The following is a 23,692-nucleotide window of genomic DNA, read 5'->3' as shown; positions in this document are numbered from 1 at the left end:
TGCTCCTCCAATCAATGGGCTTGGGTCGCGGGCGCGGGCGCCGCCACCTTGCGATCCTTGAACATCACGACGAACAAGACGAAAACGAAGGCGGCAAAGGCGCCGGCGATCAGCCAGATCGAGGTCCAGTCGTGCGCCGCGTCGCCCCGGGTATAGGTCTGCACCACCACGCCGGACAACCACGAGCCGACGAACATGCCCAGGCCATACGTCAGGAAGGTGATGAGGCCCTGCGTGGCCGCGCGCAACGCGGGTGGCGCCTCGCGATCGATGTAGATCTGGCCGACGACGAAGAAGAAGTCGAAGCAGATGCCGTGGAGCACGATGCCGAGCCAGAACATCCACATCATGCTGCCGGCGTCGCCGTAGGCGAACAGCACGTAGCGGACCACCCAGGCCAGCATGCCCACGGCGAGCATCCACTTCACGCCCAGGCGGCGGAAGAACCACGGGATGAGCAGCATGCAGAACAGTTCGGACATCTGCCCGCCGGTCATCTTGCCGGCGGCGTTGACCACGCCCGCTTCGTTGAGGAAGAGGTTGGTGAAGGCATAATAGAACTGCAGGGGAATGCAGATCAGGAACGACGCCAGCGCGAACACCGCCATCGAGCGCTCGCGGAGCAGGTGCAACGATTCCAGCGGCAGCGCATGGCGCATCTCGAAGCGCGTATGGCGCGCGAGCGGCGGCGTCGGCGGCAGGGTGAAGCAGTAGACCGCCATCACGACGGAGAGGCCGGCGGCCAGGAGCAGCGGAGAGGCCGTGGCTTCCACGCCCCACGCACCCACGGCCAGTCCCACCAGGATCCAGCCGATGCTGCCGAACACGCGGATCGCACCGAATTCCTCCTGCGGATCCTTGATGTGCCGCATGGCGAGCGAGGCGGTCAGCGCCAGCGTCGGCATGTAGCAGAGGCTGTAGGCCAGCAGGGGGGCGTAGACCATCGCGAACGAGGTCTGCTGCGCGGCGACCACCAGCAGCACCGCACCGAGCAGGTGGAGCAGGGTGAGCACGCGGCGCGTATCGAAGAGTCGATCGGCGAGCAGGCCGACGAACAACGGCGAGATGATGGCGCCGATGGCGGTCGTGCCCGCGACGGCGCCGATTTCCGTACCGGTGAAATGCAGCGTCTTGCCCAGCCACGTACCGACCGTGACGTACCACGCGCCCCAGATCGCGAATTCGAACAGCATCATCACTCTAAGGCGCCACTTCATCCGCGTTTCCTCGTTGTACGTGGGGTTTCGAGAGGGTCTTCGACCGCCTGCCAGACACCGCCGGAAGCATGGCTTCGGAGCATCGCATCGACCACCAGGCTGTTGCGGTAGCCGTCGGCGAAGGTAGGCAGGGCGAGGGGTTTCGTATCGGACGTGGCACCGCGACGGATCCACGCGTAGGCATCGGCGATCACGTTGCGGAAGGCATCCGCCCAGGCTTCCGGATGGCCCGCGGGCAGATGCGCGTAACCGCGCGCGGCGGGATCGAGCAGGGACGGGTCGCGCGTGAGCACCGTGTTGGGCTTCGCGTGGTGGCCGATCCACAGTTCGTTGGGTTGTTCCTGCCGCCAGGCCAGCGAGGCTTCACGGCCGTTCACTTCCAGACGCAGGTCGTTCTTGTGGCCGGGAAGCACCTGGCCGACGGTGACGCAGCCGCGCGCGCCGTTGTCGAAACGCAGCAGCACGGTGGCGAGGTCTTCGCTGGTGATCTTGCGCTTTTGCGCGGGTTTCTTCGTCGCGCCCGCGAAGGCCTTGGCCGATGCGGCGGGTACTTCGCGCACGGGCACGACGGTGTGCAGGTCGGCGAGCACGGCGCTGATGCGCGCGCCGGTCACGTGCTCGGCCAGGTCGCACCAATGCGAGCCGATGTCACCGAGCGCGGAACTGGCGCCGCCGAGCTTCGGATCGAGCCGCCATGAGTAGGTGCGCTCGTCGGTCAGCCAATCCTGCAGGTAGGCACCGTGCACGAACACCGCCGGACCGACCTTGCCCTTGGCGATCATCGACCGCGCCTGCTGCACCAGCGGGTAGCCGCGATAGTTGAAGGTGACGACGTGGGCGAGGCCGGACGCGCGTGCCGCCTCGTACAGCTCGCGTGCTTCCTGCATGCTGCCGGCGAGCGGCTTGTCGGAAATCACGTGCTTGCCGGCGCGCAGCGCCGCCAGCGACACCTCGCGATGCAGGTGGTTGGGCGTGGTGTTGTGGATCACCTGCACGGCCGGGTCGGCCAGCAAGTCCTCGTATCGCCCGTAGGCCTGTCCCACGCCCAGCTCGCGCGCCCGTTTTCGTGCCGATTCGAGGCTGGAGCCGGCGATGCCGACGATCTGGACGTTGCCCAGGCGGCGCACGGCATCGAGGTGATGCGCGGCGATGAAGCCGGGGCCGATCAGCCCCATGCCGAGTTGTTTCATCGGTTTGCCGTCCTGGCGCTTGTCGCGATCGACTGGCCTGCCATTTTTCCCCCGATGTACCTCCGCCCCCGAATGTATTCGATTACATTTTCAGGGCATCGGCGGTGTGTCGTGTGATCTGTGTGGAAAGGTGTCGCCCCATGGGCCGCAACGTCTCAGCGCGGCCCGAACATGCCAAGATATGTAGCAGATGGATAAACGCCTATGCAACGATTTCATGTAATCCATTACATTGCGCTGCACAAAAAGGGGCCGGGACGCGTGAGTTCAGACGAGGGCAAGCGTAAGGGGAAGGGGGCGTCGGCTCATGCTGCACCGCAGCCCGTGCGCGTGCGTACGGTCAAGGAGATCGCCGCCATCGCCAACGTGTCGGTAGCCACGGTATCGCGGGCGTTGCAGCGGCCGGAGATCGTCAGCGAAGAAACCCGCCTGCGCATCCACGAGGTGGTCAAGCGGCTGGGGTATACGCCGAACGCGCTCGCCCGCAACCTGCGCACGGCGCGCACGCGGCTCATCGTCGCGCTGGTGCCCGACATCTCCAACCCGTTCTTCTCCGAGGTGATCCGCGGTATCGAGCAGGTGGCCTACGAGACGGGCTACTCGGTGCTGCTGGGCGAGACGCAGAGCAACCTGGTGCGCGAACAGGCCTACGCCGAGATGGTGGCCGCGCGCCAGGCCGACGGCATCATCACCATGTTCCATCGCATTCCGTCGATTCCCGTGGGTGGGCGCCTGCCGCTGGTCAACGCCTGCGAGTACGTCAGGGACAGCGAGATCTCCAGCGTCTACATCGACAACGTCGCCGCGGCACGCGCCGCCGTCGACTACCTCGTGACGTTGGGGCATCGCGAGATCGCCTTCATCGCGGGCCCCTCGTCGAGCCCGATCTGCGTCGACCGCGAAGAGGGGTACCACCAGGCCCTGGAGCGGGCGGGCATCGTTTTCAACGAGACGCTGACCGCCGTCGGCGACTTCTCGATCGAGGCGGGGGAGCGCGCCATCGAGCTGTTCCTGTCGCAGGGCCATGCCTTCAGCGCGGTGTTCTGCTCCAACGACGAGATGGCGATCGGCGCGATGCGCGCCCTGATCTCGCGCGGTCTGCGTGTGCCGGAAGACGTGTCCGTCGTCGGTTTCGACGACATTCGCTTCTCGCGCTATACGTCGCCGTCGTTGACCACGGTCGCCCAGCCGAAGAATGCGCTGGGTCGCGAGGCGATGACCATGCTGATCGAACTGCTCAACGATCCCGAGGTGCCGCCGCGCAAGCGAGTGCTCTCGGCCGATCTGGTGGTGCGTGGTTCCACCGGGCCTCGCGGTGGAACGCAGGGACCCGCGGGTTGATGCGGGCCATGGGGGACGACCCGATCCCGTGACGACGATGCAGGTCGGGGCGTAGATAGGCCGCGGTAAGCGATTCCGGCAGATTTTTTTCCAGGGGTTCCTCGGGCGGCATGCCAGCCATCGGCGTGCGACCGTGTCTGGCGTCCTGATGGGGCCATTCGCGGTCACCCGTGGCAGGATGCCTTCGGGCGATCGATCGATGGGGGCGTCTATGGGATCCGGTTCGAGGGCGGGTCGCTACCTGGGCTACGGAGCGCTCCTGCTCGTGCCTGCCGTCGTTCAGTTCGGCTTGCCCCGGCTCGCCGGAAGCGAGATGCCCGAGCTTTCCTACTACCTCATGCTTTTCGCCGCGCTCGCGGCGGCCGTGACAGCCCTGGGCTACTCGCGCACGCCGTTCTTCGAGCGGCGCCCGATCATCTGCCTCGCGCTGGGACTTGGCTTGTGGGTGGTCGGCATGGGGAATGCGATCGCGAATTCGGACACCGAGAGGAACCTTATCTCGACGTACGTCTATTTCGTGAGCTATGGCCTCCCGTTGCTTTATGCCGCGGTCGTCACCCCGGACGAACCCACGACGGCGTCACGCCGCCTGGTGGATGTCGTATTGCTGGCGCTGCTCGCCATCCTTTGTTACCTGGGCGTGCGCGATCTCAAGGATGAGCACGGCTTCCTGATGAGCGCCTACGAACCCTGGGTAGCCCTCGCGTTCGATGCGGAGAACGCGATCCTGTTCCTGGTCTTTCTCGTTCGGACGCTTGCGGCAACGGACGAGCGGGAATACCGGTCCTTCAAGGTGGTGACGGTGTTCCTCGGTATCTACGCGTTGACCGCCGCCTTGCACAACCATGTCGATCCCGGCGAGGCATCCCGAGCCATTGCCGCCGTCATGGATACGCTCCCGGTCTTGAGCTTCAGTAGCCTGATCTGTCTTCTTCATGGACATCGGCGGCCCGCCGCATTCGACCCGGCCCGGCGCCTCGGGATGCGTCACCTGGCCGCCGGCTTCGCACCGGGTGTCCTCCTGGCCGCGATATTCGCGTTCAGCGTCGGCATTCGTGGATCGAAGAGCCTGGCGGGACAGCTCGTGCTGGCACTGGCCATGCTGATGTACGTGATCCGCGTGGTGCAAACCCAGTTCTGGCTTGCGGCGACGCGCGACCGTCTCGTCAAGGCGCTCGCCACCGTGGAACGCATGTCCCTTCTCGACGTGTTGACGGGCATCCCGAACCGTCGCGCGTTCGAGCTTGCCTTGGGAGAGCGGCTTCGTGAGTCCGTGCGGGATGGTAAGCCGGTCAGTGCGCTCATGATCGACGTCGACCTGTTCAAGCGCTTCAACGACAGTCGTGGTCACCTGGATGGCGACGAGGCCTTGGCGGCGGTGGCCAGGCTTCTGGCGGGATCGTTGCGCCGCCCGGCGGACTTCATCGCTCGATACGGTGGAGAAGAGTTCGTGGTGCTTCTGCCCCATACGGCGGACGACGGGGCGCAGGTCGTCGCGCGGCGCATGAATCGATCGGTGTATGACGCGGCGCTCACGTTCGAACTGGGGATCGACCAACGAGTGACGGTGAGCATCGGTATCGCCACCACCGATGAACTCGACGGGGAGGACCTGATGAGACGGGCCGACGTGGCGCTGTATCGAGCCAAGGCCGAGGGCCGGAATGGCTGCAGGGCAGATGCCGGGCGGCCCGTCGCCCCGTTGCCTTAGGCCGGCCGGCCGGGGAGGCGGCCCGCTCTGTATCCGAATGTATCAGGACGATCGAGGCCTACATTCGGAGACAAAACCGGGGGCGGCGCGACACGACGCCGATACCGGGCGGGACGAGGATGTAACCCAACGAGGCGCACCGCGCATCGTCCCCTCCCGCCGCTTTCGAGGATCCGCCATGTCCGCCAACACCGTTTCGCTCCCCTCCGCCGTTCGCCGCACCCTCCGTTCGAGCGCATGGCTGTTCGCCGCGGGCATGCTGCTGAGCGGTGCCGCATCGGCCGCGCCGGCCGGCACCTCGCCCGAACTGGTCGCGAACAAGCACGTCCACGCCGGCGACCTGAACGTCGGCTACGCCGACATCGGTCCGGCCGACGGCGAGGTCGTCATCCTGCTGCACGGCTGGCCCTACGACATCAACAGCTACGCCGAGGTAGCGCCGAAGCTGGCCGCCAAGGGCTATCGCGTGATCGTTCCGAACCTGCGCGGCTACGGCAATACGCGTTTCCTCTCCGACAAGACGCCGCGCAACGCCGAACCGGCCGCCCTGGCATCGGACGTGGTCGCGCTGATGGACGCCCTGAAGATCAAGAAGGCGACTTTGGCGGGGTTCGACTGGGGCGCGCGTTCCGCGGACATCGTCGCCGCCTTGTGGCCCGAGCGCGTGAAAGCCCTGGTCTCCGTCAGCGGCTACCTCATCGGCAGCCAGGAATCCGGCCGCCAGCCGCTGCCGCCGTCGGCCGAGCTGCAGTGGTGGTACCAGTACTACTTCGCCACGGCGCGCGGCCGGGACGGCTACGCCCGGTACACCCACGATTTCGCCAAGCAGATCTGGAAGCTCGCCTCCCCGCAGTGGAAGTTCGACGACGCCACGTTCGATCGCAGCGCGGCGAACCTGGATAACCCGGACCACGTCGCGATCACGATCCACAACTACCGCTGGCGCCTGGGCCTGGCCGAAGGCGAGCCCAAGTACGCCGCGCTGGAACAACGCCTCGCGCAGGCGCCGGTGATCACGGTACCCACGATCACCATCGAGGGCGACGCCAACGGTGCGCCGCACCCGAAACCGGAGGACTATGCGAAGAAGTTCGTGGGCAAGTACGAGCACCGCACCTTCACCGGCGGCATCGGCCACGACGCGCCGCAGGAAGACCCGGCCGAGTTCACCCAGGCCGTGATCGACGCCACGCACCTGTAACGCCAGCCGGAGGGAACGCGCCATGAAGATCGTCTACGTCATCGCATCGCTCGCGACCGTCGCCGCCGTGGCGCTGGGCATCGCCGCCACCGTCCATGCCAGGGAGGGCGACCATGGACCGGCATCCCCCATCTACGGCGTGCAGCTTCCCGAGGGCTACCGCGATTGGCCGTTCATCGCCCCCGCCCAGGAAGCGGCGCCTTTGAACGAGTTGCGCGTGGTCGTCGGCAACCCGACGGCCATGCGCGCGTACCGCGAGAACATCCGGCCGTTTCCCGACGGCACCGTGCTGGTGAAGCTGGCCTGGAAGCACGAGCCGTCGCCGGATTTCGCGCCGGCGTCCATCCCGGGCGCGGCGACCACCGTGCAGGTGATGGTCAAGGATTCCCGTAAATACGCCAGCACCGGCGGCTGGGGCTACGGGCGCTTCGTCGACGGCAAGCCGGTGGACGAAGCGCAGCACCGCACGTGCCACGCCTGCCACGCCGCACGCGTCAGCGACCGCGATTTCGTGTTCACCCGGTACGCGAAGTGATCGGGTTCGGGCGTGAGCCTTCGATGGGGCCCATGGCTGCGGGAGGAACCAGTGCGATGACGGTCCAGCCAGGCTTCGGTTCGAGGGGATGTCGCTCCGTGGCGACACGCAGTTCCCCTCGCGTTCCGATCCCGAACAGCAGCAGAGTGTCCGCCCCATATTGGGCCATGAAGCTTGATGCGTCGAACGCCTCGCTCAGGCGGGTGGTCTTGATTCGCCAGCCCTCGCGCAGCAGGTCGTCGAACCGTGCGTGGGTCATGTCGTCGGAGAACAGGGCGGGCGCGAGGAGACTGCCCGCCAGCGAGGCGCGCTGGTGGCTTTCCTCGGGCGACAGGTTGCGCAGGCGGAACACCTTGTCGCGTCCGAACTCTTCCCGGTAGTGGACGCTGACCAGCGAATTCAGTTCGCGGTGCGTGGACATGGCCAGCAGGTGGCCGATACCGGCCAGGTCGAGGTGGCGGTCGGCCGCCTGCGAAGCGGGATTGCCGAAGAACGTGGGCACGCCTTCCATGCGCGCCGTGCGGATGCCGTGCCAGTCGTCGTCCGCGACGATCACGCGCAACCCTTCGATGGCGTTCAGTGCGCGCGCCACTTCCAGCGCGACGGCGTTGGCGCCGTAGAGCAGGACACCGCGCGGTTCGGGCTCGGCGACGCGAAGCCAGCGCGCGAGCGGTCGCGCGGTGGCGCTCTGGAAGACCACGGTGCCGATGATCATGAGAAAGACCAGCGGCACGAGCTTGTCCGCCCCGGCCATGCCGGTGTGCTCGAGACGGATCGCGAACAACGCGGAGACCGAGGCGGCCACGATGCCGCGCGGCGCGACCCATCCCACGAGCGCGCGCTCCCGCCAGGTCAGTCCGCTGCCGAGGCTGGACACGAAGACGGAGAGGGGCCTGATCACGCATTGCGCCACGGCGAAGATGGCCAGCCCCGCGTAGAGCGAGCCATCGGGGAGCGGCCAGTCGAGGCGCGCGGCGAGCAGGATGAAGAGCGACGACACGAGGAGGGTCGTGAGATGCTCCTTGAAATCCATGATGTCGTCGATGTGCACGTCGCGCATGTTGCCCAGTGCGATGCCCATGATGGTCACGGCGAGCAGGCCCGACTCGTGGGCCGCCGCGTTCGACACGCTGAAGGTCATCAGCACGGCGGCCAGCGTGCCGAAGTTCTGGAGGTACTCCGGTATCCAGTGCCGCCGCAGGAGATTGCCGTGGATGAATGCGGCCAGTGCGCCCACCACCGCGCCGCAGGCCACCGTGCCGAGGAACACCTGCACCGAGTGCCCCTCGCGGTGCGAGGCGATCGCCTCGTAGACCAGCACCGCGAACAAGGCACCGATCGGATCGATGACGATGCCTTCCCAGCGCAACACGCTCGCGATGCGCGCGTTGGGCCGGACGGTGCGTAGCATCGGCGCGATCACCGTGGGGCCGGTAACGCAGGTGAGCGCCCCGAACAGGAACGACAGATCCCACCCAAGCCCGCCGATGTAATGGGCCGCGCCGGCCAGCAGGGCCAGCGCCAACAAGGCGCCATAGGTGACCAGCCCCCGCACGGCATGGCCGATGCCCTTCAGTTCGTGCACGCGCAGCGTGAGACTGCCTTCGAAAAGGATCACGGCCACCGCCAGGGACACGACCGGAAAGAGCAGGTCGCCCATCACCTTGTCGGGCCGCAGCAACCCGGTGACCGGTCCGGCCACGATGCCGGCCAGGAGCAGGAACAGGATGGCCGGCAGGCGCACCCGCCAGGCCAGCCACTGGCAGAAGAACCCGATGACGAGCATCAGGGTCAGCAGCATTCCGAGTTCGATCGCCATGGGGGCCCTGGGCTGAGGAGGGTAGAGTTCGCGCCGAGCGCGGCCGTCGCGGCGCAGCCTACGAAGGGCTATGTGAAACGGTTGGGATGCCGTCCCTTGCGCAGCGGATCGAGAAGACCCTTCAGGCCGTTGTGGTCGAGCTCCAGGGCCAGTGCCAGCAGCGTGCCCAACTGGCCGGGCGGGAAGCCCTTGCGGGCGTACCAGGCAAGGTACGCGCCCGGCAGGTCGGCGATGAGCCGGCCCTGGTATTTCCCGTAGGGCATGGTGACCGTCACCAGGTGCTGGAGGTCTTCGGCGTTCAATGGCGGCTCCATGGGTTCGATCCAGGTATCCTCCGGACTCCCTTCACGGAAGGAACGGTTATGACATGCCTGCCGAAAGCCCTTGCCCTGGCGTTCGTCGTGCTGGCTTCGCCGCCCATTCTAGCGGCAGCGCCGGCGCAGCCGTTGCTGGGCGACTGGGCGCTGGATACCTCCCGCATGCCCATGCCGCCGGATCAGCGCCCGAAGAGCGTCCGGTTCGCGTTCGCGGACGCGGGTGCAGGCAAGCTGTCGGTGCACGTCGACATCGTGTATGCGCCGGGTTCGGAGGTCCATTCGGTCGCGACGGTGGCGCTCGACGGACGTCCGGCGATCGTCGAGAACAGCCCGGAAGCGGATCACGTCTCCGTCAAGCGGCCCACGCCCGGCGTCGTGGTCATGGCCTTGCAGAAGGAGGGAATCCTCGTTTCGACGCGAATCTATGCCGTGACGCCCGACGGCCGTGGCCTCGTCGAAACGGCCGTCTATCCTGGCGATAAAGATGTTCCCGTCATGCGGACGAACTACTTCACGCGGGTTCGCTAGGTCGCGAGGCGGCGTATATCGCTTCCGTCGCGAGATAAGCCTCGGCGATCCTTTCACCGGCTCGCCTGAGGTTCGCTTCGGTTACCCCGGCATAGCTGAGCACCAGCGTGACGTGATCGGGAGGCGCTTGATGGAGTCGCTCGGCGGTTTCCCGGCACGCATGGTGCTGGTCGACAACGCCACGACCCACGGCGTGATGTTCGACGACAATCCCTGTACGACCGATGTCGAGTTCGGCTACCTGAATGCGGGAGTGATGCCGGCGTGGGACGTGGTCTGCCAGGCTAAGCCAATGCACTCCTTTGTACGACAAGCCATGGCCGACGCCCTCGAAAGCATCCAAATCGATGGGCGGAGGGTTCCAGCCCGCACGATGGGTTACCGTGACTTTACGGCCCATATCGCCCTACATCTGCGGGTCGAACATGAACATCCGTAGCTCCTGCGCGCATCGGCAAGCCTTTGCGATGCGCGCAGCCCAGGCTACGGCTTCTTCGCGCGACGCCAGCTCGAGCACCGCAAAGCCTCCATCCAGCGGGGGCGCCCACGGATAGCCTCCGCCGGCTACCGCGCCGTCCCCGGCGACGAGAACGGGCGGCACGCTTTCATCGATGCCGCCGGCGAATACGTAGACGCCGGCGGCTTTCGCCTCTTCGATCACGGCGTGTGCATCCCGTCCCACGGCTCCCAGCTCGCCGTCGGGCACGACCATCGCGGCACTGGGGAAGGAGATCAGGTACTTGGCCATGTCGTCTTCTCTGCCATGTGGAACGTCGGCGGCTACAGCGTCCAGCCCTGGCGATACTCGCGGCTGAGGAACTGGTTGGCTTCCGGCCGGTTGGTGATGCGCATGTTCTGCGCGTCGTATTCGATGCGCCCGCCCGCGCGCAACGAGACGACGCCCAGGAGCATGACTTCGGTCAGCTGCGCGGCATACGAGAACGGCGACGACGCCTGCGTCTTGCCCTTGCAGGCGTCCACCCAGTTCATCTCGTGTGAGGTCTTGATGCGTGCGTACTTCTGCGGGGGCGTACCCACCGAGTCGTGCAGCGACTGCGGCAGGAGGCGCGGGTTGTCGCCGTAGGTCTCGTGCACCAGCTTGCCCTTGTCGCCGACGTAGAGCACGCCGCCGTCCCTCATCTGCCCGGCACCCAGCGCTTCCAGGCCCGGCGGGAGCAAGGCGCCGTCGTACCAGGTGAGTCGCACCGGCGGCCTGTCGCCGCGGGCCGGGAAGTCGTAATACGTCATCGTCGCCATGGGATACGACGCGTTGTCGAACGGCGTCGAGACGGTTTCCACGGCGGTCGGGAAACCCAGGTCCAGCGACCAGAACGGCGAATCGATCAGGTGCGCGCCCATGTCGCCGATGGCACCCACGCCCCAGTCCACCCAGCCGCGCCAGTTGAACGGGTGATACACGGGGTGGTAATCGACGACGGGGCCGGGGCCGAGGAAGAGGTCCCAGGCGAGTCCCTGCGGCAGCGGGTAGTTGCCGGCCATGGCGTTGGCGAGCCGGTCGGTCACCGCATCCATGTCCCACTTCGAGGCGTCCGGCTGCGGCCTGGGTATCGGGCGTGGAATGCCTTGCGGCCAGTAGGCCAGCGGACGGTTCGTCCACGCATGCACCTCGCGCACGGTGCCGATCGCATCGGCGGCGATGTATTCGTTGATCAGGCGGGCGTCGTCGGACGAATGCCCCTGGTTGCCCATCTGCGTGACGAGCTTCGGGTTGTCCTTCGCCTTGCGGGCCAGCTCGCGGGCTTCGTGGATCGACCACGTCAGCGGTTTCTGCACGTACACGTGCTTGCCAAGACTCATCGCCGTGCTGGCGAGCGTCGCATGCAGGTGATCCGGAGTGGCGATCACCACCGCGTCGATGTCCTTCTGCTGGTCGAACATCCGGCGGAAATCGGTGTAGCGCTTGATGGAGCCGTACTTCTGCGAAAGCAGCTTCGTGTGCTCGATCTCGTCTTGCAGCTTCAGGCGTTTCGCCGGCGTTTCGGCCTTGGCGAGGCGGGCCTGCATGTCGCCCACCTCGCCGAACATGTCGCGGAACGACTTGTCCGTGTAGTTCCAGTCCACGTCGCACAAGGCGACGATGTTCTCACCGGCGAGTGCGCGGATATTGTTCTTGCCCATGCCGCCGACGCCGATGCCGGCGATGTTCAATCGATCGCTGGGCGCCGTGTGAAGGGGACCGCCCAGGACATGGCGGGGCACGATCATCAAGCCGGTGGCAGCGAGTGCCGTGCCGGTAAGAAAGCTTCGGCGTGACACGTTCACGTCGGCGTGTGCGTTTGCGGTGGTGTCCCCAGGGCGTTGGCCTTGCTGCTCGTTCTCGACGTTCGATTCATCCGTCATGGGCGCTGCAATCTCCGTTGGGAAATCGGTGGGATGGAAAGCGGTCCGGAAGGCATCCGGATCCATCAAGGAAGATCGATTTCTTAACGCAGATTGCGTTCAGATGCCAGTAATCATCGAGGGAACCGCCGACTGGCACCGAAAAATGCGTGACGTTGCACCGCAATCACGGGGAAATACGCCTCACCGCATCACCCAGGCGATGGCCGCGCTGGCAGGTAGCACCAGGAAAAACAGAACCACGCCCAGGCATCCGCCCGCTCGCCCTCCAGGCATGCTCCTATCGGGAAGGCGGCGCGGTTGGGTAGCGAGCCATGCGCGATGGCACGTGCCGCAGAAGAAACGTGTCTTGCCGGCGCGCCACGCGTCGATCGTGCCTCGGTTGTGCGGAGACACTTTGCGGCAGCGCCCGCACGTGAACATGGTAGTCGGCGGTCGTCGCGACGTTTTAAGGAACCGGGCGACAAGGAAGGCGACGATGACGACGATCGCCAACAAGGATGTGATTCGGTCCATGGCGTCCGGGATCCCCTCTTCGCTCAAACCACCGATGTCGGAACGTCCTGACGAACGATCATAGCGGCCCCTCTGGCGACATGCTGCTGCGGCACGTCTTGACACCGGTGTCAGTCCCGTTACACCCTGATGTGGAATCCGGTGCGGGGGCACCTGGATGGCGGGATTCGCCCATGGGGTTCGACGGGGTGGGGAAATCGGGGATGCAATTTCTTGCGGGCGATATCGGCGGCACGAATGGCCACGTCGCGCTCATGCGCGCCGCCGACGACGGCTCGGGCGTCATCGAGACGCTCGCCTATCGCGTGTTCTCCTGTGCCGCCTTCCCCTCGCTCGCCGACCTCGTCCAGGCATTCGTCGATGCCGAGGTGCGCACGCCGGTGTCCCACTGCGTGCTGGCCTGCGCCGGGCAGGTGGTGGGCGACGAGGTGGTCAACGATAACCTCGCCTGGGCCGTCCGGCCCGACACGTTGCGCGCCAGGCTCGGCCTGGCCGAGGTCGCGCTGCTGAACGATTTCGAGGCCATGGGCTACGCCATCGACGGTCCGCTGGCCGCGAGCGGCCGGCACCTGTGCGGTCCGCGCGGGCGTGGCCCGGGGGCGTCATTGGTGGTCGGCCCGGGCACGGGACTGGGCGCGGCCGTATCCGTGCCCGGCGTGCCCCATGCGACGGTCCTCACGACGGAAGCCGGCCAGATGGACTTCGCCCCCCATTCGCTGCGCGAGCGCGAGGTGCTGGCATGGCTGGCGCCCGATGGCGGTTACGTACCGGTCGAAACCATCGTGTCGGGGCCAGGGCTGCTGACCGTCTACTCGGCGCTATGCGCGCTCGATGGCGAAGCGCCCGCGCTGGCGACACCGAAAGCCGTCACGGCGGCGGCCGCCGCCCAAGCCGACCGGCACGCGGTCGAGGCGGTGGCACTGTTCTGCGCCGCGCTGGGCGGTTTCATCGGCAGCCTTGCGATGACGTACATCCCGACGGGCGGTGTTTTCCTGGCCGGCGGCTTCCTCTCGTCGATGTTCGACCTGCTCAAGCGCAGCGCGTTCGAAGAGCGCTTCCTGCATGGACGTAGCGTGCGGGCCTTGCTGGCGCAAGTGCCGGTGTGGGTCACCGAGCACGGTTCTCACGGCGTGCAGGGCGCGGCTCGCTGGTACATGCGCCATCGCGAGCCGTACGGCGCCCTGGCGACGGAAGGCGCCGCCGCATGAGGTCGGGCGCGCCGACGACACGCCACCGCCGCTTCGTCGCGGCATGCGTGGCCGTCTTCGTCGGTGCGGTATCCATGCATGCATCCGCCGCGCCGACCTGGTCGCTGGTGCCGCTGCCCGCCATCATGACGCCGGCCGGCAATGGCACGGTCGACATCGGCGACGGTACGGGAATCGACGTGCGCGGGAACGATGCCGCCATGGCGACCGTCGTCGAAAACTTCATGCAGCGCGTCGCACGCGTGCGCGGGTTGACGCTGCGCAAGCCGGCGCGGGAGGGGGCACCGGTGGCGATCACCTTCGACGTTCGGCCGAATGCCGCCGTCACGGGTGACGAAGGCTATGCGATCGACATCGGCGAGCACGGCATCGTGGTTACAGCGCGTACCGCGCGCGGTGCGTTCTACGGAAGCGTTACCGTGTGGCAACTGCTGACCCAGCCGGGCTGGACGCGTGGTGCCGTCGCCCACGTACCTTACGGCAAGATCGAAGACCATCCCCGTTTCGCATGGCGTGCGCTGCTGCTCGATTCCAGTCGGCACTACCAGAGCGCCGAGGAGATCAAGCGGCTGATCGACGGCATGTCGCTCGACAAGCTCAACGTGCTCGTGTGGCACATCACCGACGACCAGGGCTGGCGCCTGCCAGTGCCGAAGTATCCGGAACTGTCCACGGTCGGCGGCTGTCGCGAGGCCGTGGGTAACGACGCCGAGGTATCGGGCGCCCGATCGACGCCCTATTGCAAGGTCTACACGGCCGACGAGATACGCGGCATCGTGCGTTACGCGGCCGAGCGTTACATCGAGATCGTGCCGGAGATCGATCTCCCCGGACATTCGCAGGCCGCCATTGCCGCCTATCCTTGGCTCGGCGTGACGGGCAAGCGTCCGCCGGTGTGGACGGATTGGGGCGTGAGTCCCTGGTTGCTCGCCCCGAACGCGAAGACCCTGCGCTTCGTCGACGACGTGATGGACGAGGTGATGCGCCTGTTTCCGTCACGCTACGTTTCCATCGGCGGTGACGAGGCGGACAAGCAGCAATGGAATGCTTCGCCCGAGGCCAACGCGCAGATGAAGGCGCTGAAGCTCGCCAGCATGGACGAGCTGCAAGGCTGGTTCATGCAACAGGTCGCCACCTATCTCGTCGCCCATGGTCGCACGCCCGTGGGCTGGGACGATGAAGTGGCCGCCGGCGTCGCCTTGCCTCGCGAGCAGGTGGTGATGTCCTGGCACGGCGATCACGACGAGCGCGTGGCCGTGGCCGCGCTGCGCCAGGGTCACGACGTGGTGATGACACCGCAGGAATCGCTGTACTTCGACCACCGGCAATCCGGGCATCCGGACGAATGGGCCGGGCCGCCGCCCGAGGTGACGCTGCGCCAGTCTTACGACACACCACTGGTGCCCCCGGGTACGACCGCGGAGGACGCCACGCATATCATCGGCGTGCAGGGCGGCCTCTGGGCCGAGCAGATGCTGACGTTCGCGCACATACAGCACGCCGCGTTCCCGCGCATCGCCGCGCTGGCGGAGCTGGGCTGGTCGCCGGCCGCCTCCCATGACTGGAACGGCTTCCTGGTACGACTCCCCGCCGAGATGGCGCGTTATCGCGCCTTGGGGATCGACGTCGCGGATAGCGCGTTCGCGCCGACGTTCGCTGTATCGCGTGCGTCGGGTGGGGGCTTTCGCGTCGTTCTCGCCAACCAGACCGATAGCGATGGCATGCGCTATACCACCGATGGCACCGAACCCGTCGCCACGTCCGCGACGTATGCGCGGCCGCTCACGTTGCCCGCGGGCACGACCGTGCGGGTGGCGACGTTCGCGCCGGACGGCAAGGTGCTCGCCGCGGCCCGGTCGGTACGGCTGGAGGAGAGCACCGTGTTGACCCGTGATGGCGCCGCGCTGGACACCTGCTCGGGCGAGCCACCCTCGCGCTTGCAAGGGGCTCGGCCCGCGCATGGCCCGAGCCCGGTGTACGCGGTCGAAATCGGCAACGCGTGCTGGGTCTGGCCGAAGGCGGACGTGCAGCGTGCCACGCACGTCGGCGTGACGGCGGAAAAGCTGCCGTGGCGCTATGGCGATGAAGCCCGCGGCGCGGTGGTGCGTGGCACCCGTGGTGAGGATAGCGTCATCGAGGTGCACGCGAACGCCTGCGACGGCCCGCGACTGGCCATGTTGCCGCTGGGCCACGCGGCGGCACCGGGTAAGCAGGTGCGTGTGGAGGCGAGCCTCGCCGCGCCGATAGCGGCGGACGTGCATGGCGTGTGCGTATTTGCGACGGGCGATCCACGCGAGGGGCAGTGGGCGCTGGGAAAGATTGCGTTCTCGAAGTAGGGCGGCGCGCGGGGGCGCGCCGTGGGTTGGGGAAAACATAAAAACATCGGCACCACGACGGCGTGCGCTTTCGGGCACGTCCGGTCATGACGCGTTTCCGACAGGCACCAGTCACGAGGTCACGGCACATGTCCACCGCACTTCGCAAGCATCCCTTGTCGTTCGCCATCACGGTCACGCTGTTGGCCGTCGCGTCCACGGCGGCAGGCGCATCCACCTTCTTCGATGCGCAGCAGGACGGGCAACCCGCCCAGGCCGCCTCCACGCCTTCCCCGCCGCCGCCGGGCGCGGCGAAAAAGGGCGACGGCCAGGAGGATACGGCGAAGCCTCCCGTCGAGCTGTCGGGCGTCACGGTCACCGGCGTGCGCGCCTCGCAGATGAAGGCGATCGACGTGAAGCGCGATGCCGACAAGATCCAGGACAGCATCACCGCCGAAAACATCGGCGCGCTGCCCGATACGACCATCACCGATTCGCTCCAGCGCATCACCGGCGTGCAGATCAATCGAGACGCGGGCGTGGGCACCTCGGTGGACGTGCGCGGCCTACCCCAGGTGGGCACCATGCTCAACGGCGAGGTGTTCATCACCGCGGACCAGATCGATTCCCAGCAGCCCGATTTCAGCATGCTGCCGTCCACGCTGTTCCATGGCGCGGACGTGGTCAAATCGGCCACCGCCAACGAAACCGACGCGGGTATCAGTGGTGCGATCGACTTGCATACCTATCGCCCCTGGGATCTTCCTTCCGGCTTCACGTACAGCTACTCGGCCAATGGGGAGCGGGGGTCGACCACGAAGCACACGGGGCCGGAGGCCAATGGTCTGTTCTCTTACAACGACAACGGCCGTTGGGGTTTCCTGCTGTCGGGCGACTACTCCGATACCCGGCGCATGAACTCCAGCGAGGGCCTGGACCAGTACGGCGCCGTGCTCAACGGCGAGAACGCGGCGAGCGCCGGCGGCTACAACGGCTTCCTCACGCCATGGAACGGCGCGCCGATTCCGTCGCAGATCGTGCAGAACGCCGACGGCAGCGTGGACGTGAACGGCGACGGCAAATCCAACGGCGTGTTCCTGGGCAGCCAGAACTTCGGCATCAACCAGATCATCACCCAGCGCAAGCGCAAGTCGGGCAACGCATCGTTTCAGTTCGACATCGGCAATGGCTTCAGCCTGACGAGCGATTACTTCTACTCGTCGCAGCACGAGTTCGACCGGAACGTGGGCGTGCAGTTCAACTCCACCAACTGGCAGGGCGCGACGTACGTGCCGCTGCAGTCGCAGGATACCGGCCGTCCGGCACTGGGGTCGTACGGCACGCCCGAGCCTGGCTGGGAAGGGTCGAACATCTACACCACGCAGGTGTACCAGAAGTGGCCGGGCGACGTGGAGTCGTATTCGTCGATGATCCGCAAGTTCTCCCAGGCGAAGAACCTCAACCTGCAATTGGATTACGACAACGGCGGCCCGTTCACCGCGACGCTGCGCGGCATCCACGACACGGCGTCGCAGTCGCTGCAGGAAACCGACGTCAACATTTCCGATTCGGACGGCGCCCTGTGGCCCAACGTGCTGGCGGACGGCGTGCCGGACGACGCCGTGCCGCCCGGGACGATGGTCTATCCCGCGGAACTGGGCGGCAACCGGGTATTCAACGCCACCGGCATCCCGCAGAACACGATTCCCATCGTGGCCGACTTCCGCGGCCGCTACCTGAAGATCGACACGCCCGCCGAGCTGGCCGCCGCGTTCGCCAATCCCGCCGCGTGGACGATGAAGACGCTCGAATCGTCGGGCAACTACGACCGCAAGGTGGCCCTCAACGCCTTGCGGTTCGACGGCAAGTTCGACTTCAACGACGGTTTCAAGCTCGAGTTCGGCCTGCGCAACAGCATCCGCGACGCGGACAACAAGGGCTACACGTTCGAGACGCCGGTCTATGCCGGCATGGGCGCGAGCGATCCGAACGGCTGCCTGGTGCGATACGTCGGTGCCGACGTGGTGCTGAACAGCGGATCGTGTACGGCCGGAAACGAGCAGGGCTACTTCCGTGCTGGGCCCTTGTCGGCCATCTCCATGCCGAACACCGCCACGCCGCTGTCCAGCAACTTCAAGGCCTACAACAACCTGCTCGGCTCCGGCATCGACTTCTGGGCGCTCGATCCCGATTCCATGAAGAATCCGGAGGCGTTCTGGAAGTCGCTCTATCCCGGGACCGTGCGGGTCGGTGAGCCGGGCACCACGTGGGGCGTGCGTCTGAAGGAGCTGACCGGCTACCTCCAGGGCGACTTCAACGGCACGATCGGCGACATGACCTACAGTGGCAACGTGGGCGTGCGCATCATCCACAGCAAGCTCGACGTGACGCAGCACCTGAGCGGCGACCCGGGCGCCTACGGCGACGAACCCGAAGATGTGGGCACGGACGTCACCAAACGGTCGTATCGCGACGTGCTGCCGTCGGCGAACTTCGCGCTGGACGTGACCGACAGCCTGAAGTTCCGCCTGGCGTATTCGAAGAACATGATGCCGCTGAACCTCAGCACCTGGGCCGGCGGCCTGCAGCTGAACTACTCGCTGTCCGAAACGCCTGACGGCCCCGTGTTCCGCGTAGCCAACGGCACGTCCACCGGCAACCCGAATCTCAATCCCTGGCGTTCCACCAACTTCGGGGCCTCGGCGGAGTACTACATCAACCCCACGAGCATGGTGAGCCTCGCGCTGTTCCGCATCAACGTGGACAGTTTCATCAAGAACGGCAGCGTCACCAACTGCACGCTGCCCGACGAGGACGGCGTGGTGCGTAACCACTGCATCGTCATCACCCAGCCCGTGCAGGGCACGGGCAACAGCATCAAGGGCGCGGAGTTCGACTACCGCCAGGGCTTCACCTTCCTGCCGGGCATCCTGTCGAAGACGGGCATGGAAGTGAATGCCACCTACGCGCCAAGCAACTCCGGCGAGCGGGACCTCGCCGGCAAGAAGATCCCGTTCCAGGACAACTCCACCAAGTCGGGCAACTTCATCCTGTGGTACCAGGACGACCGTTTCCAGGCCCGCGTGGCCTACAACTACCGTTCGCGGCGCGCCGTGGCCGATAGCGTCGGCGGCATCACGGGGCTGGAGATGTACGAGGCGCCGCAGAAGTACATCGACGCGTCGGTCTCGTACAAGTTCGCCAAGCAGCTGGAAGTGTTCCTCAACGGCACCAACCTGACCAACGAGTACCAGCGCTACTATCTCACGTGGTCGAACCAGCCCGGGCACTCGACGTTCTCCGAGCGCATGTTCATGCTCGGCATCCGCGGCCAGTGGTAAGGGAACCCATGAACGAACGACAGTTCCATCGATCGATCGGCGTTTTCTCGGGCACCGCCATCAACATGACCCAGATGTGCGGCATCGGTCCGTTCATCACCATCCCGCTGATGGTGGCGGCGATGGGCGGACCCCAGGCCATCGTGGGCTGGATCGTGGGCGCGTTGCTGGCGATGGCCGACGGACTGGTATGGGCGGAGCTGGGCGCGGCCATGCCCGGTTCCGGCGGTACCTACGTGTACCTGCGCAGGGCCTTCCAGGCGCGCAGCGGCAAACTCATGCCGTTCCTCTTCATCTGGACGATGCTGCTGGCCATCCCCTTGCTGATGTCCACCGGCATCATCGGCATGGTGGAGTACCTTCAGTTCTTCTTTCCGAACATGGGCTGGTGGACGTCGCACCTCGTCGGCGTGGCGGCGACGGGGCTGGTGACATGGATGCTCTACCGCCGCATCGAATCGGTGCGCGTCATCACGATCGCCCTGTGGGTGATCATGCTCGTCTCGATCGTCGGCGTGGCGGCCGCCGGGTTCTCGCACTTCGATGCGAAACTGGCCTTCGGTTTTCCGCCGGATGCGTTCGGTCCGCGTTTCTTCGCCGGGCTAGGAGCGGGCCTCATCATCGGCGTTTACGACTACCTGGGCTACAACACCACGGCCTACATCGGCGATGAGCTGCGCGATCCCGGGCGTACCATGCCGCGCACCATCATCATCTCGATCACGGCGATGATGGTGGTCTATCTCCTGCTCAACATCAGCGTGCTGGGCGTGGCGCCATGGAAGGAGATCGCCGCGTCCAAATCCGTCGCCTCGCTCGTGGTCGAGCGAAGCTGGGGCCATGCGGCCGCCGCGGTGATGACGGTGCTCATCATCGTCACGGCACTGGCGTCGGTGTTCACCGGTCTGCTCGGCGGCTCGCGCGTGCCGTTCGAGGCGGCGCGCGACAAGGTGTTCCTTTCGACGTTCGGCCGGCTCCATGCGAAGGAAGGCTTTCCCCACGTCGCCTTGCTGACCATGGGTGCGGTCACGGCCATCGGTACCTTCTTCGACCTGACCGAAGTCATCAACATGCTGCTGACGGCAATCATCCTGGTACAGTCCATCGCCCAGGTGGTCGCGTTGATCCTGCTGCGCCGGCGCGAGCCCGAGCTTCACCGGCCCTATCGGCAATGGCTTTATCCGGTGCCCTGCCTCATCGCGCTGGTGGGTTGGGTTTACGTCTACGTATCCGCCTCGACGTTGTCTCTGATGCTGTCGGGCGCGTGGATCGTCGCCGGCCTGGTGGTCTTCATGGTGTGGGCGCGGGTGAACGCCGCGTGGCCCTTCGCACCGATCGAGGTCCAACGCACGGCAGCCGGGGAGCATTGACGCCATGCAGAACGCAGTACGAGCGGTGGCCGCCGCCGCCATCGTGACGGGCCTGGCCTTCGGTTCGGTGGCGACAGCGCGTACCACCTACGCCGATACGCGCGTCGCGGGGCAGGCCGGTACCGTGAGCCCCATCGGCCGTTGGCAGATCCAGGACATCGCACGAGCGCCGCAGGACGGCGTGGCGGTTTCCGCCAACAGCTTCGCCGCCAAGACATGGTATCCGGTCACGGGCCGCGCGACGGTCATGGCCGGATTGCTGGAAAACGACGCCTTCGCCTTCGACGTGTTCCATGGCGACAACCTGCGCGCCGTGCAGGTGCCCGAGGCCAGCGGCAACCTGTTCGTGACGCCGTGGTGGTACCGCGCCGGCTTCGAGTTGCCGAAAACGCCCGGAAACCGGCACACCCTGCTGCGCACCCACGGGATCATCTCGGCGGCGGATGCGTGGGTGAACGGGCAGAAGGTCGCCGATCGCGCGGACCTCTCCGGTGCCTATCCCGAGCACGACATCGACGTGACGCGATGGGTGCACGCGGGTGCCAACGCCGTGGCCTTCAAGGTGTATCCGGGCGATCCGCGCATGAGCCTGTCCATCGGCTGGGTCGACTGGAACCCCACGCCACCGGACAACAACATGGGTCCCTGGCGCGGCGTGGACATCGTCCAGACCGGGCCCGTGGCGCTGAGCGCACCGTACGTGGCCACGACGTTGTCGGCGGACTTGAAGCAGGCGACGCTGGCCGTGAGCGTCACGGCGACGAACCTGGATACGGTGGCCCACGACGCCACCATCTCGGGCACCGCCGCCGACAAGCCCGTGGAGCAGACCGTCCGTCTCGCCCCGGGCGAGGTGAAGCGCGTGGCGCTCGCCGCCGGATCGACCCCTGCCGTGAGATTGGACGACCCCAAGGTATGGTGGCCCATCGGCATGGGCGAGCATCCGCTTTACCGGATGGCCGTGACCGCGACGGTCGACGGTGCCACGTCGGATCGCGCGACGACGACGTTCGGCGTGCGACGCGTCGAGTCCAGGCTCACCAAGCAGGGCTACCGCCAGTTCATCGTCAATGGGCAGCCTCTGCTGATACGCGGCGGCGGCTGGGCACCCGACATGTTCCTGCGCGACGATCCCGCGCGCATGGAGGCGGAGTTCAGCTACGTGGTGAACCTCGGCATCAACACCATCCGCAGCGAAGGCAAGCTGGAGAACGACCGGTTCTACGATCTGGCCGACCGCCATGGCATCCTCGTGCTGGCCGGCTGGGAATGTTGCGACAAGTGGGAAGCCGCCGCGAAGACGGGCGGTGAGCCATGGACCGATGCCGACATGCGCGTGGCCCAGGCCTCGATGGCCACCGAAGCCCGCCTGTTGCGCAACCACCCCTCGGTGATCGGCTTCTACATCGGCAGCGACCACCCGCCGCCGCCGGCGCTGTCGAAGATGTACACGGATACGCTTCGCGCCGAAGGCTGGACCCTTCCCGTCATCTCCGCCGCCGTGGACGACACCACCGAGGAAGCCGGTCCGTCCGGGATGAAGATGGCCGGTCCCTACGACTGGATACCGCCGTCGTACTGGTATGGGGACAAGCTGGGCGCGGCGTTCGGTTTCGATTCGGAAGTGAGTGCGGGGGCGGACATCCCCCGCCTGGAAGACGTGCAGCGCATGCTGTCGGTGCAGGAGCAGGAAGCCCTGTGGAAGTACCCGGAGGCCCGGCAGTACCATGCCTCGGCCGATTGGTCGACGTTCGCCGTGCTGACGCCGTTCGACACGGCACTGGCGAAGCGCTACGGCGCCTTCAGCGGCCTCGCCGATTACGTGGCGAAGGCCCAGCTCGACAACTACGACAACGTGCGTGCGCAATTCGAAGCCTTCAACGCGCGCATGGGCGCCGACAATCCGGCCACCGGCGTCATCTACTGGATGCTCAACAATGCGTGGCCGTCGCTGCACTGGCATCTCTACGACTACTACATGAATCCGGCCGGCGCGTACTACGGCGCCAAGAAAGCCAATGAACCCGTGCACATCCAGTACGCGTACGACTCGCGCTCCATCGTGGTGGTGAATCACACGCTGGACGTGCGCCATGGTTTGCAGGCTTCAGTGAAGGTCCGCAACCTCGACGGCAGCGTGCGTTACGGGAAGCAGGTGCAGGGCATCGAGCTGCCGGGCAACCATGCGCAATCGGTGCTCGACCTGCCGTCGATCGCGGGACTGTCCACCACCTATTTCGTGGAACTGGAACTGGCCGACGCCGATGGCAAGGCCGTGAGCCGCAACGTCTATTGGCTGTCCACGCGGGCAGACACCCTCGATTGGGCGAAGTCGAACTGGTATCTCACCCCGGTGACGCAGTACGGCGATTTCACCGCCTTGGCGTCGATGCCGAAGGCCACCCGCGAGGTGCGCGCCTCGACCGTGCGCGAAGGCGACGAGGAGGTCACCACCGTGACGCTGTCGGTGCCCGCGTCGTCGCCGTCGGCCGCCGTGCAGGAGCACCTGGCGATCCGTCGCGGCACCAAGGGCGACCTTGCGCTGCCCGTGAGGTGGACTGACAATGACGTCACGCTCTGGCCCGGCGAATCCGTCGTGCTCACGGCGCGTTACCCGGCGCAGGGCACGGCCGGCGCGGTGGTCGAGGTATCCGGTTGGAACACGCCCGTGGGCCAGGTGGCCGCGGAAGTCACCCAGGGAACGAAGCATTGAAGAGGCCTT

General features: G+C 66.4%; 17 protein-coding genes. 11 read left to right on the top strand and 6 right to left on the bottom strand.

Going from position 1 to position 23,692, the window contains the following annotated elements; translation table 11 throughout:
- Positions 1-11: 11 nt before the first annotated feature.
- Positions 12-1,217, bottom strand: coding sequence for an MFS transporter (locus tag JNG39_RS10995; RefSeq protein ID WP_368311420.1), 1,206 nt, complete (start codon positions 1,215-1,217; stop codon positions 12-14).
- Entirely contained in the window at positions 1,214-2,407 is a 1,194-nt protein-coding gene (locus JNG39_RS10990) for a Gfo/Idh/MocA family protein (RefSeq protein WP_368311419.1), read from the bottom strand. The genes JNG39_RS10995 and JNG39_RS10990 overlap by 4 nt, the downstream gene beginning before the upstream one ends.
- A gap of 330 nt (positions 2,408-2,737) precedes the next feature.
- Here JNG39_RS10990 and JNG39_RS10985 point away from each other — a divergent pair, with 330 nt between their 5' ends.
- The 4 genes from JNG39_RS10985 (at position 2,738) to JNG39_RS10970 (ending at position 7,195) form a co-directional block, all read left to right on the top strand.
- Positions 2,738-3,748 carry a LacI family DNA-binding transcriptional regulator gene (locus JNG39_RS10985; protein WP_368311418.1) on the top strand — a complete coding sequence of 337 codons (1,011 nt, stop codon included), beginning with the start codon at positions 2,738-2,740 and terminating at the stop codon, positions 3,746-3,748.
- Positions 3,749-4,013: 265 nt separating this feature from the next.
- Entirely contained in the window at positions 4,014-5,459 is a 1,446-nt protein-coding gene (locus JNG39_RS10980) for a diguanylate cyclase (RefSeq protein WP_368311417.1), read from the top strand.
- A 178-nt stretch (positions 5,460-5,637) separates the two neighbouring features.
- Positions 5,638-6,660 (top strand): alpha/beta fold hydrolase, encoded by a 1,023-nt coding sequence (locus JNG39_RS10975; RefSeq protein WP_368311416.1) that lies wholly within the window; start codon positions 5,638-5,640, stop codon positions 6,658-6,660.
- A gap of 22 nt (positions 6,661-6,682) precedes the next feature.
- On the top strand, positions 6,683-7,195 hold the full coding sequence (locus JNG39_RS10970) for a cytochrome P460 family protein (RefSeq protein WP_368311415.1): 513 nt from the start codon (positions 6,683-6,685) through the stop codon (positions 7,193-7,195).
- On the opposite strand, the gene JNG39_RS10965 is transcribed toward JNG39_RS10970, so the two are convergent.
- Positions 7,176-9,014: a cation:proton antiporter gene (locus JNG39_RS10965; protein ID WP_368311414.1), complete on the bottom strand. Its 1,839-nt coding sequence runs from the start codon at positions 9,012-9,014 to the stop codon at positions 7,176-7,178. The two genes, JNG39_RS10970 and JNG39_RS10965, sit on opposite strands and share 20 nt — an antisense overlap.
- A 68-nt stretch (positions 9,015-9,082) precedes the next feature.
- On the bottom strand, positions 9,083-9,316 hold the full coding sequence (locus JNG39_RS10960) for a DUF3820 family protein (RefSeq protein WP_368311922.1): 234 nt from the start codon (positions 9,314-9,316) through the stop codon (positions 9,083-9,085).
- A gap of 60 nt (positions 9,317-9,376) precedes the next feature.
- Here JNG39_RS10960 and JNG39_RS10955 point away from each other — a divergent pair, with 60 nt between their 5' ends.
- Positions 9,377-9,859: a hypothetical protein gene (locus JNG39_RS10955; RefSeq protein WP_368311413.1), complete on the top strand. Its 483-nt coding sequence runs from the start codon at positions 9,377-9,379 to the stop codon at positions 9,857-9,859.
- A 130-nt stretch (positions 9,860-9,989) separates the two neighbouring features.
- Entirely contained in the window at positions 9,990-10,298 is a 309-nt protein-coding gene (locus JNG39_RS10950; RefSeq protein WP_368311412.1) for a hypothetical protein, read from the top strand.
- Here the strand turns inward: JNG39_RS10950 and JNG39_RS10945 are convergent.
- Together JNG39_RS10945 and JNG39_RS10940 are read right to left on the bottom strand one after the other, a co-directional pair.
- Positions 10,266-10,607 carry a YciI family protein gene (locus tag JNG39_RS10945; protein WP_368311411.1) on the bottom strand — a complete coding sequence of 114 codons (342 nt, stop codon included), beginning with the start codon at positions 10,605-10,607 and terminating at the stop codon, positions 10,266-10,268. The genes JNG39_RS10950 and JNG39_RS10945 overlap by 33 nt on opposite strands.
- Before the next feature lie 32 nt (positions 10,608-10,639).
- On the bottom strand, positions 10,640-12,220 hold the full coding sequence (locus JNG39_RS10940) for a Gfo/Idh/MocA family protein (protein ID WP_368311410.1): 1,581 nt from the start codon (positions 12,218-12,220) through the stop codon (positions 10,640-10,642).
- 719 nt (positions 12,221-12,939) lie between these two features.
- On the opposite strand from JNG39_RS10940, the gene JNG39_RS10935 reads away from it, so the two are divergent.
- From JNG39_RS10935 to JNG39_RS10915, 5 genes are all read left to right on the top strand, one after another.
- Positions 12,940-13,944 (top strand): glucokinase, encoded by a 1,005-nt coding sequence (locus tag JNG39_RS10935; protein WP_368311409.1) that lies wholly within the window; start codon positions 12,940-12,942, stop codon positions 13,942-13,944.
- A complete protein-coding gene (locus JNG39_RS10930; protein WP_368311408.1) occupies positions 13,941-16,280 on the top strand; it encodes a beta-N-acetylhexosaminidase in 2,340 nt (779 codons plus the stop codon). The genes JNG39_RS10935 and JNG39_RS10930 overlap by 4 nt, the downstream gene beginning before the upstream one ends.
- Positions 16,281-16,408: 128 nt before the next feature.
- Entirely contained in the window at positions 16,409-19,600 is a 3,192-nt protein-coding gene (locus JNG39_RS10925) for a TonB-dependent receptor (RefSeq protein ID WP_368311407.1), read from the top strand.
- An 8-nt stretch (positions 19,601-19,608) separates the two neighbouring features.
- Positions 19,609-20,970: an APC family permease gene (locus tag JNG39_RS10920; RefSeq protein ID WP_368311406.1), complete on the top strand. Its 1,362-nt coding sequence runs from the start codon at positions 19,609-19,611 to the stop codon at positions 20,968-20,970.
- Positions 20,971-20,974: 4 nt separating this feature from the next.
- Positions 20,975-23,683, top strand: a complete 2,709-nt coding sequence (locus JNG39_RS10915; protein ID WP_368311405.1) for a sugar-binding domain-containing protein — start codon at positions 20,975-20,977, stop codon at positions 23,681-23,683.
- The last annotated feature ends 9 nt before the right edge of the window (positions 23,684-23,692 follow it).

Origin of the sequence: Luteibacter sp. CQ10, assembly GCF_040900725.1 — a bacterium.
In the GTDB taxonomy this organism is placed as follows: Bacteria; Pseudomonadota; Gammaproteobacteria; order Xanthomonadales; family Rhodanobacteraceae; genus Luteibacter.
Note: the sequence above shows the minus strand (reverse complement) of the source record. Positions and strands in the feature narration are given on the sequence as shown.